The 13,741-nt window shown below is 64.6% G+C and carries 14 protein-coding genes; 5 read left to right on the top strand and 9 right to left on the bottom strand.

Annotated elements, in window-relative coordinates:
- Positions 1 to 25: 25 nt before the first annotated feature.
- Together J4G43_RS18315 and J4G43_RS18310 are read left to right on the top strand one after the other, a co-directional pair.
- Entirely contained in the window at positions 26 to 2,383 is a 2,358-nt protein-coding gene (locus J4G43_RS18315) for an Orn/Lys/Arg family decarboxylase (protein WP_208085830.1), read from the top strand.
- A gap of 6 nt (positions 2,384 to 2,389) precedes the next feature.
- Entirely contained in the window at positions 2,390 to 2,968 is a 579-nt protein-coding gene (locus J4G43_RS18310; protein WP_208085829.1) for a GNAT family N-acetyltransferase, read from the top strand.
- Positions 2,969 to 2,971: 3 nt separating this feature from the next.
- Here the strand turns inward: J4G43_RS18310 and J4G43_RS18305 are convergent, their stop codons facing one another.
- From J4G43_RS18305 to J4G43_RS18295, 3 genes are all read right to left on the bottom strand, one after another.
- Complete coding sequence (locus tag J4G43_RS18305; protein WP_028150282.1) at positions 2,972 to 3,184, bottom strand: hypothetical protein; 213 nt, start codon at positions 3,182 to 3,184, stop codon at positions 2,972 to 2,974.
- Between the two features lie 140 nt (positions 3,185 to 3,324).
- The gene (locus J4G43_RS18300; protein WP_208085828.1) at positions 3,325 to 3,774 is read right to left on the bottom strand and encodes a flagellar basal body rod protein FlgC; all 450 of its coding nucleotides are present in this window, start codon (positions 3,772 to 3,774) and stop codon (positions 3,325 to 3,327) included.
- Between the two features lie 117 nt (positions 3,775 to 3,891).
- Positions 3,892 to 4,941, bottom strand: coding sequence for a hydroxyacid dehydrogenase (locus J4G43_RS18295; protein ID WP_208085827.1), 1,050 nt, complete (start codon positions 4,939 to 4,941; stop codon positions 3,892 to 3,894).
- 244 nt (positions 4,942 to 5,185) lie between these two features.
- Between J4G43_RS18295 and J4G43_RS18290 the strand changes: the two genes are divergently transcribed.
- From J4G43_RS18290 to J4G43_RS18280, 3 genes are all read left to right on the top strand, one after another.
- Positions 5,186 to 5,752, top strand: coding sequence for a thiamine pyrophosphate-binding protein (locus J4G43_RS18290; protein WP_014496644.1), 567 nt, complete (start codon positions 5,186 to 5,188; stop codon positions 5,750 to 5,752).
- Between the two features lie 11 nt (positions 5,753 to 5,763).
- Positions 5,764 to 6,372 carry a thiamine pyrophosphate-dependent enzyme gene (locus J4G43_RS18285; RefSeq protein WP_208085826.1) on the top strand — a complete coding sequence of 203 codons (609 nt, stop codon included), beginning with the start codon at positions 5,764 to 5,766 and terminating at the stop codon, positions 6,370 to 6,372.
- Between the two features lie 77 nt (positions 6,373 to 6,449).
- Positions 6,450 to 6,812 carry a VanZ family protein gene (locus J4G43_RS18280; protein WP_208085825.1) on the top strand — a complete coding sequence of 121 codons (363 nt, stop codon included), beginning with the start codon at positions 6,450 to 6,452 and terminating at the stop codon, positions 6,810 to 6,812.
- Between the two features lie 60 nt (positions 6,813 to 6,872).
- Here the strand turns inward: J4G43_RS18280 and J4G43_RS18275 are convergent, their stop codons facing one another.
- The 6 genes from J4G43_RS18275 to J4G43_RS18250 all read right to left on the bottom strand — a co-directional run bounded on the left by J4G43_RS18275 (position 6,873) and on the right by J4G43_RS18250 (position 13,696).
- The gene (locus J4G43_RS18275) at positions 6,873 to 7,256 is read right to left on the bottom strand and encodes a DUF1236 domain-containing protein (protein WP_014496647.1); all 384 of its coding nucleotides are present in this window, start codon (positions 7,254 to 7,256) and stop codon (positions 6,873 to 6,875) included.
- Between the two features lie 112 nt (positions 7,257 to 7,368).
- The gene (locus J4G43_RS18270) at positions 7,369 to 8,256 is read right to left on the bottom strand and encodes a 2-hydroxy-3-oxopropionate reductase (RefSeq protein WP_208085824.1); all 888 of its coding nucleotides are present in this window, start codon (positions 8,254 to 8,256) and stop codon (positions 7,369 to 7,371) included.
- 12 nt (positions 8,257 to 8,268) lie between these two features.
- Positions 8,269 to 9,054, bottom strand: a complete 786-nt coding sequence (gene hyi, locus J4G43_RS18265) for a hydroxypyruvate isomerase (RefSeq protein WP_063984512.1) — start codon at positions 9,052 to 9,054, stop codon at positions 8,269 to 8,271.
- A gap of 11 nt (positions 9,055 to 9,065) precedes the next feature.
- Positions 9,066 to 10,856: a glyoxylate carboligase gene (gene gcl / locus J4G43_RS18260; RefSeq protein WP_208085823.1), complete on the bottom strand. Its 1,791-nt coding sequence runs from the start codon at positions 10,854 to 10,856 to the stop codon at positions 9,066 to 9,068.
- 151 nt (positions 10,857 to 11,007) lie between these two features.
- Entirely contained in the window at positions 11,008 to 12,810 is a 1,803-nt protein-coding gene (locus J4G43_RS18255; RefSeq protein ID WP_208085822.1) for an adenine deaminase C-terminal domain-containing protein, read from the bottom strand.
- Positions 12,811 to 12,895: 85 nt separating this feature from the next.
- Complete coding sequence (locus J4G43_RS18250; protein WP_208085821.1) at positions 12,896 to 13,696, bottom strand: NYN domain-containing protein; 801 nt, start codon at positions 13,694 to 13,696, stop codon at positions 12,896 to 12,898.
- Positions 13,697 to 13,741: the final 45 nt, after the last annotated feature.

The following is a 13,741-nucleotide window of genomic DNA, read 5'->3' as shown; positions in this document are numbered from 1 at the left end:
AGTTTCTGTAGATTCGGGACACGCCATGGATTATTTCAAGCGCTTCAACTTCCTGTTCGCCGCGCCCGTGTTCGACGCCGACGATCTGGAAGGCATCCGCTTCAACCAGATTATCGAGGAGATCCAGCGCTCCGGCTTCGAGGTCGTGAGGGCCCGCAGGTTGGAGGACGCCGAGATCGCGGTGCAGACCGACGCCGCGATCGGCTGCATGGTGGTGGACTGGGGCAAGAAGGGCCTCGAGGGGAAGACCTCGGCGCTGATCAACCTGATGCGTCGCCGCGGCCTCGACTTCCCGATCATCCTCCTGATCCGGCGCAAGCGCTTCGAGGATTTGCCGGTCGAGGTGCTCGACTTCATCGACGGCTATGTCTTCCTCTCCGAGGAGACGCCGACCTTCATCGCCAAGAATTTGATCAGCCGGCTCAAGCAATATGCCGAGACGCTGAAGACGCCGTTCTTCGGCGCGCTGGTCGACTACGCCGAAGAAGGCAACCAGCTCTGGACCTGTCCGGGTCACAATGGCGGCGTGTTCTACAACCGCAGTCCGATCGGCCGGGTCTTCGTCGAGCATCTCGGCGAATCCGTGTTTCGCGACGACCTCGACAATTCCGTGCTCGACCTCGGCGACCTCCTCACCCATGAGGGTCCCGCGCTGAGGGCGCAGAAGGAAGCCGCCCAGATTTTCGGCGCGGAGAAGACCTATTTCGTGCTCAACGGCACCTCGACCTCGAACAAGGTCGCGCTCGGCGCTCTCGTCACCGACGGCGACCTTGTGCTGTTCGACCGCAACAACCACAAGGCCGCCCATCACGGCGCGCTGATGATCAATGGCGGCATCCCGATCTACGTGCCGACCATCCGCAATGCCTGGGGCCTGATCGGCCCGATGCGCTGGGACATGCTCGACGAGAAGGCCCTGCGCGAGGCGATCCGGAACCATCCGCTGGTGACGGACAAGGACGCCTGGCGCAAGGAGCGGCCGTTCCGCGTCGCCGTGGTCGAGCAGTGCACCTATGACGGCTCGATCCACAGCGCCGAGATGATCCTGAAGCGCATCGGCCATCTCTGCGAATATATCCTGTTCGACGAGGCCTGGGCCGGCTTCATGAAGTTCCACCCGCTCTATGCCGGCCGCTTCGCCATGGGGCTGGCGAACCTTCCTCCCGAAGCGCCCGGCATCATCGCCACGCAATCCACCCACAAGCAGCTCGCGAGCTTCTCGCAGGCCTCCCAGATCCACATCAAGGACCGCCATATCCGCGGCCAGAAGCGGCGCGTCGAACACCGCCGCTTCAACGAGAGCTTCATGCAGCACGCCTCGACCTCGCCGTTCTACCCGCTGTTCGCCTCCCTCGACGTCGGCGCGCAGATGATGAAGGGCCGCTCGGGCGAGGTCCTCTGGGACGACACGATCCGGCTCGGCATCGAGCTGCGCAAGAAGATCCGCGCGATGCGCCGGGAGTTCGAGGAGAAGGAGCAAAATCCGGATCGCCGCTGGTTCTTCGAGCCCTTCGTTCCCGATCGCGTCGCCATTCCCGACGTCAGCCGCCCCGGCGCCGCGCACAACGTCGCCTGGGAGACCCTCTCCACCGACGAGCTCGCCACCAATCCGGCGCTGTGGCAGCTCTCGCCAGATACCAACTGGCACGGCTTTCCCGATCTCGCGGAGGGCTTTGCCATGACCGACCCGAACAAGCTGACGCTGCTGACGCCCGGCTTCGATCGCACCACCGGCGCCTATGCCGAGCACGGCATTCCCGCGCCTGTGGTCGCGCAGTATTTGCGCGAAAACCGCATCGTCCCTGAGAAGAACGACCTCAACTCCCTGCTCTTCCTGCTGACCCCCGGCGTCGAGGCGAGCAAGGCCGGCACGCTGATCTCCGGGCTTGTCGCATTCAAAAGGTTGCATGACGACAACGCGTTGCTGGCCGACGTCATCCCTGAATTCTACCAGCGGCGGCAGGCGCGCTATGCCGGCGTGCGGCTGCGCGATCTCTGCGGCGACATGCACCGCTTCTTCCGCGCCGCCGACGTCAGCGCCCTCCAGGCCCGGCAGTTCATGCCCGAGCACATGCCCGAGATCGCGATGTCGCCCCGCGATGCCGCGCGCTATCTGTTCAAGAACGACGTCGACTATTTGCCGATCGAGGCGATCGCGGGCCGCATCGCCACCACGCCGTTCGTGGTCTACCCGCCCGGCATCGCCACCATCGTGCCCGGCGAACGGCTGACGGAGCGGGCCAAGCCCATGGTGGATTATCTCAAAATGTTCGAAACCTGTTTCAACACGTTCCCGGGGTTCGATGTGGAAATCCAGGGCGTCTACAAGGAGATCGATGCACAGGGCCGCATCGGCCTCTATACTTACGTCGTTGCCGAGTAGGTGCCGATGAACGAAACAGCGATTGCGCGTACAGATGACGAGCCGGTTCAGGTCCGCCCCTCACGGGAGAGCGATGTCGAGGCGATGCTGGCGATCTACCGCCATCACGTCCGCAATGGCGTGCCGCGCGATGTCGAGGGAACCGGCGCGCCCGAACCGGACGATCTGCGCGACCGCCGCAAGAACCTGAAGCAGACCCGCCTGCCGCATCTGGTCGCGACCTATCGCGGCGAGGTGGTCGGCTATGCCTATGCCGTGCTGTTCCGCAAGCGCCCGGCCTATCGCTACACGGCCAAGCATTCGATCTACGTCCACTACGAACATCTCGGCCGCGGCGTCGGCCGGCTGCTGCTCCAGGGAATGATCGATGCGTGTGCGGCGGCCGGCTTCCGCCAGATGATCGGCTATATCGACGCCGACAACGCGCCCTCGCTGGCGCTGCACGAAAAGTTCGGCTTCGCGCGCGCCGGCCTGCTCTGCGGTGTCGCCTATCGCCACGGCCGCTGGTCGGACACGGTCATGGTGCAGCGATCGCTCGGCGCGGGCGTCACCGCTCCGCCGACGCTACCGGCACCGGGCCGTTAAATCTTACGAGGGAAAGTCAGCCGGCTTGACCTGGATCCGGTCGGCATGCAGCGACCAGTGATGCAACGCCTGGTCCTTGCAAAACCTCGCCTTCGCCCGCTCCCTGGCTTCGTCCTCGTCGGTGGCGTCGATTTCGAGCGTGCCCTGGCAAACCTCGATCTGCCGGCCGTACTGGCCGAGCACGTCCTTCATGAACCTGACGACATAAGTTGACATGGGACCTCCTGCCTGCGCCAGCGTGCCCCGGCGGCACTTTAATCCCATTTAGCCTGAACCGGGAAAGGAGATTTTGACGCGGATCAAGATCGGTGACGGTTCCCGCCGCCAATGCAGGCGTCGATACAATCCGTCAGCGATCACGTCTTGATATCGAGGAGGGTCTGTTCTGTCTCGGCGTAGGCTTGAATGACCTTCGCATTGGCAATGAAGCTGTACTTGGCGGCTGCCATTTGAACGAACTCGCTGCCGAGATCGACGTTCGGCGCGACGACCAGGCCGTCCTCGTTTGCGAAGGGAGCGCCGGGGTCGGATTGTGCGGTATAGCTCGGCGAAACCGTCGACACGGTTGCGACAGTATCACCTGGCGTCGAGCCGCTCGATTGGGAGACCTGATCGACACGCAACGGCACATAGGCCGCTGGAAATGTCGGGCCAATGCTCGAGCTGCCCGCACCGGCCGATGTGCTCGATCCGCTTGAGGCGGGTAGCGGGCCGGTCGTGCGGACATTGGCGATGTTGCTCGCGGCCACGTTCACACGCAAACTCGCCGCGGAAAGTCCTGATGTCGCAATCGAAAATATGCTCATGGACTTTCAACTACAGGACAAGTGATACGCGTTCATTCACGCCATCAGTAAAATCCGCCGCGTTCTATTTTCATCCGCGTAACCAACGATCGGAGCGCGATCAGGCTTCGCACGCCCCTACCCCGGCGTCACGCCGAACGCCTGCTTGAAGCGCTCGGCGTAGCGCGGCCAGACCTCGGGATTGATGATCCGCGGCGGGCGTTTGCCGTCGAGCGTCTCCAGCACCTGCTCGGCGGCGATGCGGCCCATGTTCTGGCGCGCCTCGATCGTGACGCCTGCGGTGTGAGGGCTCGCCAGCACATTGTCGAGCTGGAGCAGCGGATGCTCCGGCGGTGGCGGCTCCTTCGACCAGACGTCGAGGCCGGCGCCGGCGATGCGCTTGTCGCGCAACGCCTGGAGCAGCGCGTCCTCGTCGTGGATAAAGCCGCGCGCCGTGGTGATGAAATAGGCGTGCGGCTGCATCAGCGCGAATTCGCGCGTGCTGATCATGTTGCGGCTTTTCTTGTCGAGCGGACAGGAGATCGAGACGAAATCGGCGCGGCGCAGCAGCTCGTCGAGCTCGACCTTCGCCCCGCCCCGCTCGGCCATCACCTCGGCCGACAAATACGGGTCATAGGCCAGCACCTTCATGCCGAGCAGGCCCTTGCACAGCGCGGCAATGCGGCGGCCGACATTGCCGAGGCCAATGATGCCGACGGTCTTGTGCTCGACCTCGTTGCCGACGAGCTCGTTGCGGTTGACGTCGCGCTCGCGGCGCAGGCGGCGGTCGGACTGGATGATGCGCTTGGACAGCGTCAGCATCATCGCCAGCGCATGCTCGGCGACGGAATGGGCGTTGCCACCGGACTGGTTGACGACCAGCACGCCCGCATCGGTGCAGGCCTCGACGTCGACAGGGTCGAAGCCCGCGCCATTGCTGGAGACCAGCAACAGGTTTGGCGTGCGCTTCAGGAAGGCGGCATCGACATGGAAATGCGGGGCAAGTTCGTCGCGGGCGGCGCCGATCTGGTAAACATGCGCCGCGTTCAGGATCGGGGCGTAGAAATCTTCGGGGCTCTCGTTCTCGATGCGATCGAGCCGGACGTCGGACCGCGCCTTCAGGATGTCGATATAAATCGGATTGGCCAGGTATTTGACGTAGAAGACGCGCTTGCTATTGACGGACATCAGGACCCTTCCGGCTCTCTCAAGGAGACCCGCAAGGCCAGCGCACCCCGCGCCCCGTCCATGCGTTCCTCCCGTTTTTGCATTATCGCCGCTTATGACATGGCGGTGCCGGCCACGGCAGGCCGTCTGGCGCAGATCACGGTGCTGGCCCGGACATGTTGACAATCCCGCCCGCCGCGTCAAGTTCGGCAGACCGCCGCGACGGCCAGAACCAAGAAGCATGCGCGGCTCAAGGGAGAACGTAATGGCGCTTGCGGAACAGCAGACCTCGCCCCAGGCGGCACAAGGCGCCAGCGACAGGAGCTGGCACGGCATCGTCCTGCAGACCCTGAAGCGGAACGAGATCAGCCTGATCCCTTACGTGCCCGACCGCGTGCTGACGCCGCTGATCAAGAACCTGCACGCCGACCCCTTCTTCACCACCTTTGCCACCGCCCGCGAGGAGGAGGCCGTCGGTATCGTCTCCGGCGCCTGGATGGGCGGACGTCGCGGCGCGGTGCTGATGCAGACCTCCGGCTTCGCCACGCTCGCCAACGTGCTGGCCTCGCTCGCGGTGCCCTACCAGATCCCGCTGATCATGTTCGTCTCCGAGCGCGGCACGCTTGGCGAGTTCAATTACGGGCAATCGCTGGTCTGCCGGACCATGCGCCCGGTGCTGGATTCGCTCGCGCTGGAGCACCACACCATCACCCGGCTCGACGAACTCGAATTCATCGCCGACCGCTCGATCAAGCAGGCCGTTACCACGCAGGCGCCGGTGGCGCTGATCCTCAACCCGCTGCTCACCGGCGGCAAGGTTTTCGACAAGTGAGGCCGGCCAGAATGAGCACAGATTTGGACAACCGCAACACCAAGGTCATGAACCGCTTCGATGTCACCTCGCGCCTGATCGCCAAGCTCAAGCACGAGGAAGCGGTGATCGGCGGCATCGGCAACACCAATTTCGATCTCTGGGCCGCCGGCCATCGCCCGCAGAACTTCTACATGCTCGGCAGCATGGGGCTGGCTTTCCCGATTGCGTTGGGCGTCGCGCTGGCCCAGCCCGATCGCCGCGTCTTCGCGCTCGAAGGCGACGGCTCGCTGCTGATGCAGCTCGGCGCGCTCGCGACGATTGCGGCGTTGAAGCCGAAGAACCTCATCATGATCGTGATGGACAATGGCATCTACCAGATCACCGGTGCGCAGCCGACACCGGCCGCTGGCGTCGCCGACATCGTCGCCATAGCCACAGGCTCGGGACTTGCCAACAGCGTCTGGGCCGCGGACGAGGAGGATTTCGAGCGGCTGGTCGACGAGGCCCTGTCCGCCTCCGAGCCGAGCCTGATCGCGGTCCGCATCGACGACAAGCCGGGCGTCGGCACCACCCGCAGGGATCCCGTTCAGATCCGGGAACGCTTCATGCACGGCCTCGGCGTGCGCGAGCCACTTTAACGTTTCGTCATTAACTACACGGCGATCTGATCCCTGCCACGTGACAGGCCGTTGCAAATCCGTGCTATCGGCACCGGATGCCCATTTTTATTCGCTTTTTTGCCTGGCTGCTCGCGGCCGCCGTCACTTTCGCAACCCTCGGCCCGCCCGGCCTGCGGCCCCATTCCGATCTCGGCCAGGACGGCGAGCACGCCCTCGCCTTCATCCTGGTGGGACTGGCCTTCGGCCTCGCCTACCGGAATCGCCGCTGGGCCGTCGCGGCCTTCGCGGTGGTCCTGATCGGCGTGCTCGAGCTGATGCAGTTCTGGGCACCGGGACGGCATGCACGGCTGGACGATTTCTTGGTCGATGCCGGCACCGCCTGCATCGGCTTTGCGCTTGCCGCCGTCGCCGATTGGATCATGGCACGCCTCCGCGCCAGTTCGGCCCTGACGAACTAAGGCCCCGCGGAGTGACGCTCCGCAGGGCCCGGCTGTTCAAAGCCTTCACGCTCTGACCGATCAGTCGATGATCTTGACGACGCGGCGCGTGCGCGGTTCGACGATGACGCGGCGATCGTTCACGACCGCGTAGCGATACTCGGTGTAGTTCGGCACGGGGCGCAGCACCACGGTCGGGGGCAGCGGCTCGCCGACGACGACGCGCTCGTGGATCACGACGGAATCGTCGCGCGGGATTCCGCCGAGCACGGCATTCGGAATTTCGAGGCCGGCGCCGACGGCCGCACCGACGGTGCCGCCGACCATCGCGCCGATCGGTCCACCGATGTCGCCACCCGCACGCGCGCCGTCCCTGGCGCCCTGTTCGGTCGTCGACTGGGCAAAGGCTGCACTCGACGCCAGCAGCGACACGGCAGCCAGCGAAATCGCAAGACGGGTCTTCATGTCCACACTCTCCAGTGATTGTTCTGCGCCTTCAACCGCGGGGTCGGACCATTGTTCCGGTTCCCGCACGACGAAAGACAGGCCAAATCTGGAGAATGTTACTGCGTAACACTTATGCCGCGGCGATCTCGTGTCCCGCCATCAGTTCCAGTGCCCGCACCATCGCGGAATGATCCCAGGCCTTGCCGCCATGCGCGGCGCAGGACGAGAACAATTGCTGCGCCAATGCGGTGCTCGGCAGCGACAGGCCGAGCGCGCGCGCACCTTCGAGCGCGAGGTTGAGGTCCTTCTGTTGCAGCTCGATGCGGAAACCCGGCTCGAAATTGCGCTTCACCATGCGCTCGCCATGCACTTCGAGAATCCGCGACGATGCAAACCCGCCCATCAGCGCCTTGCGTACCAGCGCGGGGTTTGCACCGGCTTTGGATGCGAACAGCAGCGCTTCGCTCACCGCCTCGATCGTCAGCGCGACGATGATCTGGTTGGCAACCTTCGTCGTCTGGCCATCGCCATTGGCGCCGACATGCGTGACGTTCTTGCCCATCTTGTCGAAGATCGGCTTCATGGTGCCAAAGGCCCGCTCCGGGCCGCCGACCATGATGGTGAGGGTCGCGGCCTTGGCCCCGACCTCGCCGCCCGACACCGGCGCGTCGAGATAGTCCGCGCCCAGCGCCTCGATCTTCTTGGCGAATTCCTTGGTCGCCAGCGGCGAGATCGAGCTCATGTCGACGACGATCTTGCCCTTGGAGATGCCGCTCGCGACGCCGTCCTTGCCGAACAGCACCGCCTCCACATGCGGGGTGTCAGGCACCATGATGATGACCGCATCCGCCTCCTCCGCGACTTCCTTGGCTGACTTGCAGGCGATGCCGCCCGCCGCGATCAGCTCGGGCGACACGGGCGCAACGTCGTGGAGCAGCACGCGATGGCCCGCGGCCAGAAGGTGGCCGGCCATCGGCCGTCCCATGGTGCCAAGTCCGATGAAGCCGATGTCGATCATGTCTACGTTTCCTCAGGTCTCAAATGTCTGCGCGGCATGCCAGGACAGGCCTTCCAGCGTCGTGGTGCGCGGCTTGTATTCGCAGCCGATCCAGCCGCGATAGCCGATCGCGTCGAGGTGGCGGAACAAGAAGGGGTAGTTGATCTCGCCGGTACCGGGCTCGTGCCGACCGGGATTGTCGGCGAGCTGGATATGGGCGATTTGGGGGAGATATTCCTGCATGGTCCGGGCGAGATCGCCCTCCATGATCTGCATGTGGTAGATGTCGTACTGGATGAACAGATTGTTCGACCGCACCTCGGAGATCAGCTGCACCGCCTGCTCGGTGCCGTTGAGGTAGAAGCCGGGAATGTCGAGCGTGTTGATCGGCTCGACCAGGAGCTTGATGTTCTCGCGCGCCAGCGTCGAGGCGGCAAAGCGAAGGTTGCCGACCAGCGTTTCGTTGAGCTCGCGCGGGTCGGCGTCGGCGGGCGCGATGCCGACGAGGCAATTGAGCTGCTCGCAATCGAGCGCCTTGGCATAGTCGATGGCCCGGAACACGCCGTCGCGAAATTCACTGACGCGATCGGGCAGGATCGCGATGCCGCGCTCGCCCGCTGCCCAGTTTCCCGCTGGAAGGTTGTGCAGCACCTGCGTCAGCCCGTGAGCCTCGAGCTGCTCGCGCAGCAACGCCTTGTCGAAATCATACGGGAAGAGATACTCGACCCCGGAGAAGCCCGCCGCTTTCGCCGCAGCGAAGCGATCGGGAAACGGCATCTCGTTGAAGAGCATGGTGAGGTTGGCGGCAAATTTCGGCATGATGCTCTCCCCTATTCCGCCGGCTGCAGCACGCCGGGCCGCTTGGTCCCGACCTCGTCGAGCGGCAGATCCAGCACCTCCTCGAACTCGACGATGTTGTCGATCTCCGTGCCCATCGCGATGTTGGTGACGCGTTCGAGAATGAACTCGACCACGACAGGCACGCGGTGCTTCGCCATCAATTCACGCGCGGTCGCGAACGCCGCCTGCGTATCCTTGGGATCAGTGACGCGGATTGCCTTGCAGCCCAGGCCTTCGGCGACCGCGACGTGGTCGACGCCGTAGCCACCGAGCTCCGGTGCGTTGACGTTCTCGAAGGAGAGCTGGACGTGGTAATCCATGTCGAAGCCGCGCTGGGCCTGGCGGATCAGGCCGAGATAGGAATTGTTCACGACGACGTGGATGTAGGGCAGATTGAACTGCGCGCCGACCGCGAGCTCCTCGATCAGGAACTGGAAGTCGTAATCGCCTGATAGCGCGACGATCTCGCGATCCGGGCATGCCGCACGCACCCCGAGCGCGGCAGGCAGCGTCCAGCCGAGCGGGCCGGCTTGCCCGGCATTGATCCAGTTGCGCGGCTTGTAGACGCCCAAGAACTGCGCGCCGGCGATCTGCGACAAGCCGATCACGGTGACATAGGTGGTGTCGCGGCCGAAGGCCTTGTTCATCTCCTCATAGACGCGCTGCGGCTTGATCGGGACGTTGTCGAAATGGCTCTTGCGCAGCATCGTCTTCTTGCGATCGCGGCAGGCCGCGGGCCACGCCTGGCGCTCGCGGAGCCTGCCTGACCGGCGCCACTCCCTGGCGACGGTGACGAAGAGCTCGAGCGCGGCCTTGGCGTCCGAGACGATGCCGAGATCCGGATTGAACACGCGCCCGATCTGGGTCGGCTCGATGTCGACATGCACGAAGGTGCGGCCCTTGGTGTAGGTCTCGACCGAGCCGGTGTGGCGATTGGCCCAGCGGTTGCCGATGCCGAGCACGAAGTCGGATTCCAGCATGGTCGCATTGCCATAGCGGTGGCTGGTCTGCAGGCCGACCATGCCGGCCATCAGCACGTGGTCGTCGGGGATCGCACCCCACGCCATCAGCGTCGGCACGACCGGCACGTTGGCGATCTCGGCGAATTCCACCAGCAGGTCCGAGGCGTCGGCGTTGATGATACCGCCACCGGCGACGATCAGCGGCCGCTCGGCGGCGTTGAGCATCTCCAGCGCCTTCTCGACCTGCTTGCGCGTCGCGGTGGGCTTGTAGACTGACAGCGGCTCATAGGTCTCGTCGTCGAACTCGATCTCGGCGAGCTGCACGTCGAGCGGCATGTCGATCAGCACCGGACCCGGCCGGCCCGAGCGCATGATGTGAAAGGCCTGGCTGAACACACGCGGCACCAGCGCCGGCTCGCGCACGGTCACAGCCCATTTGGTCACGGGCTTTGCGATCGACTCGATGTCGACGGCCTGGAAGTCCTCCTTGTAGAGCCGTGCGCGCGGCGCCTGCCCGGTGATGCAGAGGATCGGAATGGAATCGGCGATCGCCGAATAGAGCCCGGTGATCATGTCGGTGCCGGCCGGACCCGACGTGCCGATGCAGACGCCGATATTGCCGGCCTTCGCCCGCGTATAGCCCTCGGCCATATGCGAGGCGCCCTCGACATGGCGCGCGAGAATGTGGCGGATCGACCCGCGCTTCTTCAGCGCCGAGTACAGCGGATTGATCGCGGCCCCGGGAACGCCGAAGGCAGTCGAGATGCCTTCCTTCTCCAGAATTCGCACGGCAGCATCGACGGCTCGCATCTTCGCCATATCGGACCTCGCTTGGTTGCGTCAGCGAGCGCGATCATCAGGCGTGCAAGATGCGATCTCAACGAGATCGATTTTATTTTCCACGATGCGGCAGCCGCGGAAAAAACGCGGCGGTCTCAAGCGGTTAGATTGACATCGGCGTGAAAGCCGCTCACTCGAACAGTGGCGCGAGCTCCATCTGCGGCACCAGCACGAGGCCCTTGTCGGTGATGCGAATTTCCGGAATGACCGATAGTGGAATCAAATTGAAGCCCATGTAGGGGATGGTGCAGCCGGCTTCGGCCCATTCCTTCTTCAGCACCTTGACCGCTTCGGCGACCTCGGTAACCCGTTTGTCGGAGAGAAGGCCGGCGATCGGCAGCGGGACCAGCGCCCTCACCTTGCCGTCGGCGACGACGCAAACGCCGCCCTGCTCCGCCTTGATGGCCGATATCGCCGCCTGCATGTCGCCCTCGTTGGTGCCTGCGACGATGATGTTATGGCTGTCGTGCCCGACGCTGGAGGCGACCGCCCCGCGCTTCAGGCCGAAATCCTTCAGCAGGCCGTAAGCCACATTGCCGGCCGACTTGCCGTGGCGCTCGACCACCGTGACGAAGCACAGGCCGTAGCGCTCAAACAGCGACGGCCAATCCTTGGCCGGCTCGATCGCGACCTTCTCATGGATCAGCGTAATGCCCGGCAGCGCGGTCTTGATGGCATTGACGGTACACGCCTTCGCCGGCAATTCCGGCGTCAGCTTGACCTTCTCCGGAAGCTTCACCGTCGCATAGGCCGCCTTCGGATATTGATAGCGTTGCGACAGCGCCTGATCGAGCAGCTCTGTGATCTTGCCGTGCTCGACCACCAGCTCGCCGCCATACCAGGTGCATTGCGGTCTGAGCTGATCGTCCATCAGCACGAGATCGGCGCGGCGGCCGCCGCCGAGCCCGCCGATGTCGCCTTCCATGCCGAAGCGCGTCGCGCCATGCAGTGAGCCCATCGACCAGGCCTGCTCGGGCGACATGCCGGCCTTCACGGCCTCGCGCACCACCCAGTCAAGACCGAACAGCAGAAGATCGTCGGCATCACGGTCGTCGGTGCACACCGCCGTACGTTTGTGCGACGCCCCGAGCTCGGTGATGGTGCGGATCGCCTGCGGCAGCGAATGCCAGGGCGTGGTCGGCGGACCGCCGCGCAGGAACACCCAGACGCCGGCGTCGAGCAGATCGTCGGCGATATCGCGATCGATCGCCTCATGGGTGTCGGTGACTCCGGACGCCGCATAGGCCGCGACGAATTCACGGCCGTAAACATGTCCGGACACCGGCCGTCCCCGCTTCAAGGCAGCGGCAAGGATGGCATGGCTGCGCTCGTCGCCCATCGTGACAGGCACGAAATCCATCTTCTCGCCGAGCGCGACCGCTTCGGGCCAGCGGTCGAACAGGCCGGCGATCTTGTCCGGCGTGAGGTCGCCGCCCGCGGTCTCCAGTTCCGCCGACGTGGCCGGCACCGTGCTCGGCACCGTCAAAAAGATCGAGAGCGGCGCTTCGCGCGCGTCCTCCAGCATCGCCTCGACACCTGCGACATCCATGACGTTGCCGATCTCGTGGCTGTCGCAGAAGATCGTGGTGGTGCCGTTGAGGAGCGCAGCCTCGGCATAGGCGCAGGCCGTCACCATGGAGGATTCGATGTGGATGTGCGGATCGACCAGCCCCGGCGCGATGATGCCGCCGGCGGCGTCGTAAAGCGGCACCCCGCCCCAGACCTTCTTCGCCGTCCCAGCCGGTTTCACCGCTGCGACGCGGCCACCGGTGATCCAGACCTCCCGACCGGGATGGATGCGCTCCGAATAGGTCGAAAGCACCCGGGCCCCCGTGACCACGAGATCCGGTGCGACGCGCGCGGAGGCGACATCGGCCAGACGCCGGGTCATCGAATGCAGCGGTGCGACGGCGAAGCGGGTAAGTCTAGTCATCGGGACCCTCGCGTGGCGTTACGGCCGCGCGATGGTTACGCCCCGCGCCAAACCGGGCAAGCGCAAATATAACGGCAGGCCCTGCTTACGCCTTAGGCGCCGAACTGCCCGTCGCCCCCGCCCTTGCAGGCCTGCGCGGGTTCCGCCTTCTCGGCGGTGCTGCAGCAGCGGGCTTGACCCGAATTCGCATCGACCGGCCCTTTGGCTCATCAATCTCGAACGAATTCGTCTTGCGCACGAGGTCACTCAGCTTGCGGAACCCGAACGTTCTCGGATCGAAATCGGAGGCCAGATTGGCGAGCTGCCGGCCGACTTCGCCGAGCGCGACCCAGCCGTCTTCGCTCTCCATCTGGGTGATGACCTTCTTGATGATGGGCGTGGCTGCATCGGGCGGCTGAAGCGACGTCGATCTTGAGGCGGCATCCTGGGTGGTCGCCGGGACGGAGAGCAGGTTCTCGGTGTAGACGAACCTTCGGCAGGCCTGCCTGAAGCTTTCCGGCGTCTTCTGCTCGCCGAACCCGAACACGTCGACGCCCTGCTCACGGATGCGGGCGGCCAGACGGGTAAAGTCGCTGTCGGACGAGACCAGGCAGAAGCCGTCGAACCGGCCGCTGTGAAGCAGGTCCATCGCGTCGATGACCAGGGTTATGTCGGAGGCATTCTTTCCCGTCGTATAGGCGAATTGCTGCTGTGGGATGATGGCGTGTTTGGACAGGATGTCGGCCCAGCCCCTGGACCGTGCATTGGAGAAGTCGCCATAGATGCGGCGGACGCTGGCCTCGCCGATCTTGGCAATCTCCTCGAACAGCCCATCTGCGATCTTCGCTGAGGCGTTGTCGGCATCGATCAGGACGGCGAGACGGGGCGAGCGAAGTTCCGACGGCATGGCGTTTCCTCAACGAGCTGGACGCAGCATTAGAGGACGCGCGCG

The organism is Bradyrhizobium barranii subsp. barranii (genome assembly GCF_017565645.3).
In the GTDB taxonomy this organism is placed as follows: domain Bacteria; phylum Pseudomonadota; class Alphaproteobacteria; order Rhizobiales; family Xanthobacteraceae; genus Bradyrhizobium; species Bradyrhizobium barranii.
This window is presented reverse-complemented; position numbering and strand designations above follow the sequence as displayed.

Excerpts from the sequence above, each read along its gene's own strand:
- J4G43_RS18300 (WP_208085828.1), bottom strand. The coding sequence starts at position 3,774 with ATGAGCATATTTTCGATTGCGACATCAGGACTTTCCGCGGCGAGTTTG.
- J4G43_RS18280 (WP_208085825.1), top strand. The coding sequence starts at position 6,450 with ATGCCCATTTTTATTCGCTTTTTTGCCTGGCTGCTCGCGGCCGCCGTC.
- J4G43_RS18295 (WP_208085827.1), bottom strand. The coding sequence starts at position 4,941 with ATGTCCGTCAATAGCAAGCGCGTCTTCTACGTCAAATACCTGGCCAAT.
- J4G43_RS18310 (WP_208085829.1), top strand. The coding sequence starts at position 2,390 with ATGAACGAAACAGCGATTGCGCGTACAGATGACGAGCCGGTTCAGGTC.
- gcl (WP_208085823.1), bottom strand. The coding sequence starts at position 10,856 with ATGGCGAAGATGCGAGCCGTCGATGCTGCCGTGCGAATTCTGGAGAAG.
- J4G43_RS18315 (WP_208085830.1), top strand. The coding sequence starts at position 26 with ATGGATTATTTCAAGCGCTTCAACTTCCTGTTCGCCGCGCCCGTGTTC.
- J4G43_RS18290 (WP_014496644.1), top strand. The coding sequence starts at position 5,186 with ATGGCGCTTGCGGAACAGCAGACCTCGCCCCAGGCGGCACAAGGCGCC.
- hyi (WP_063984512.1), bottom strand. The coding sequence starts at position 9,054 with ATGCCGAAATTTGCCGCCAACCTCACCATGCTCTTCAACGAGATGCCG.
- J4G43_RS18250 (WP_208085821.1), bottom strand. The coding sequence starts at position 13,696 with ATGCCGTCGGAACTTCGCTCGCCCCGTCTCGCCGTCCTGATCGATGCC.
- J4G43_RS18270 (WP_208085824.1), bottom strand. The coding sequence starts at position 8,256 with ATGATCGACATCGGCTTCATCGGACTTGGCACCATGGGACGGCCGATG.
- J4G43_RS18255 (WP_208085822.1), bottom strand. The coding sequence starts at position 12,810 with ATGACTAGACTTACCCGCTTCGCCGTCGCACCGCTGCATTCGATGACC.
- J4G43_RS18285 (WP_208085826.1), top strand. The coding sequence starts at position 5,764 with ATGAGCACAGATTTGGACAACCGCAACACCAAGGTCATGAACCGCTTC.
- J4G43_RS18275 (WP_014496647.1), bottom strand. The coding sequence starts at position 7,256 with ATGAAGACCCGTCTTGCGATTTCGCTGGCTGCCGTGTCGCTGCTGGCG.
- J4G43_RS18305 (WP_028150282.1), bottom strand. The coding sequence starts at position 3,184 with ATGTCAACTTATGTCGTCAGGTTCATGAAGGACGTGCTCGGCCAGTAC.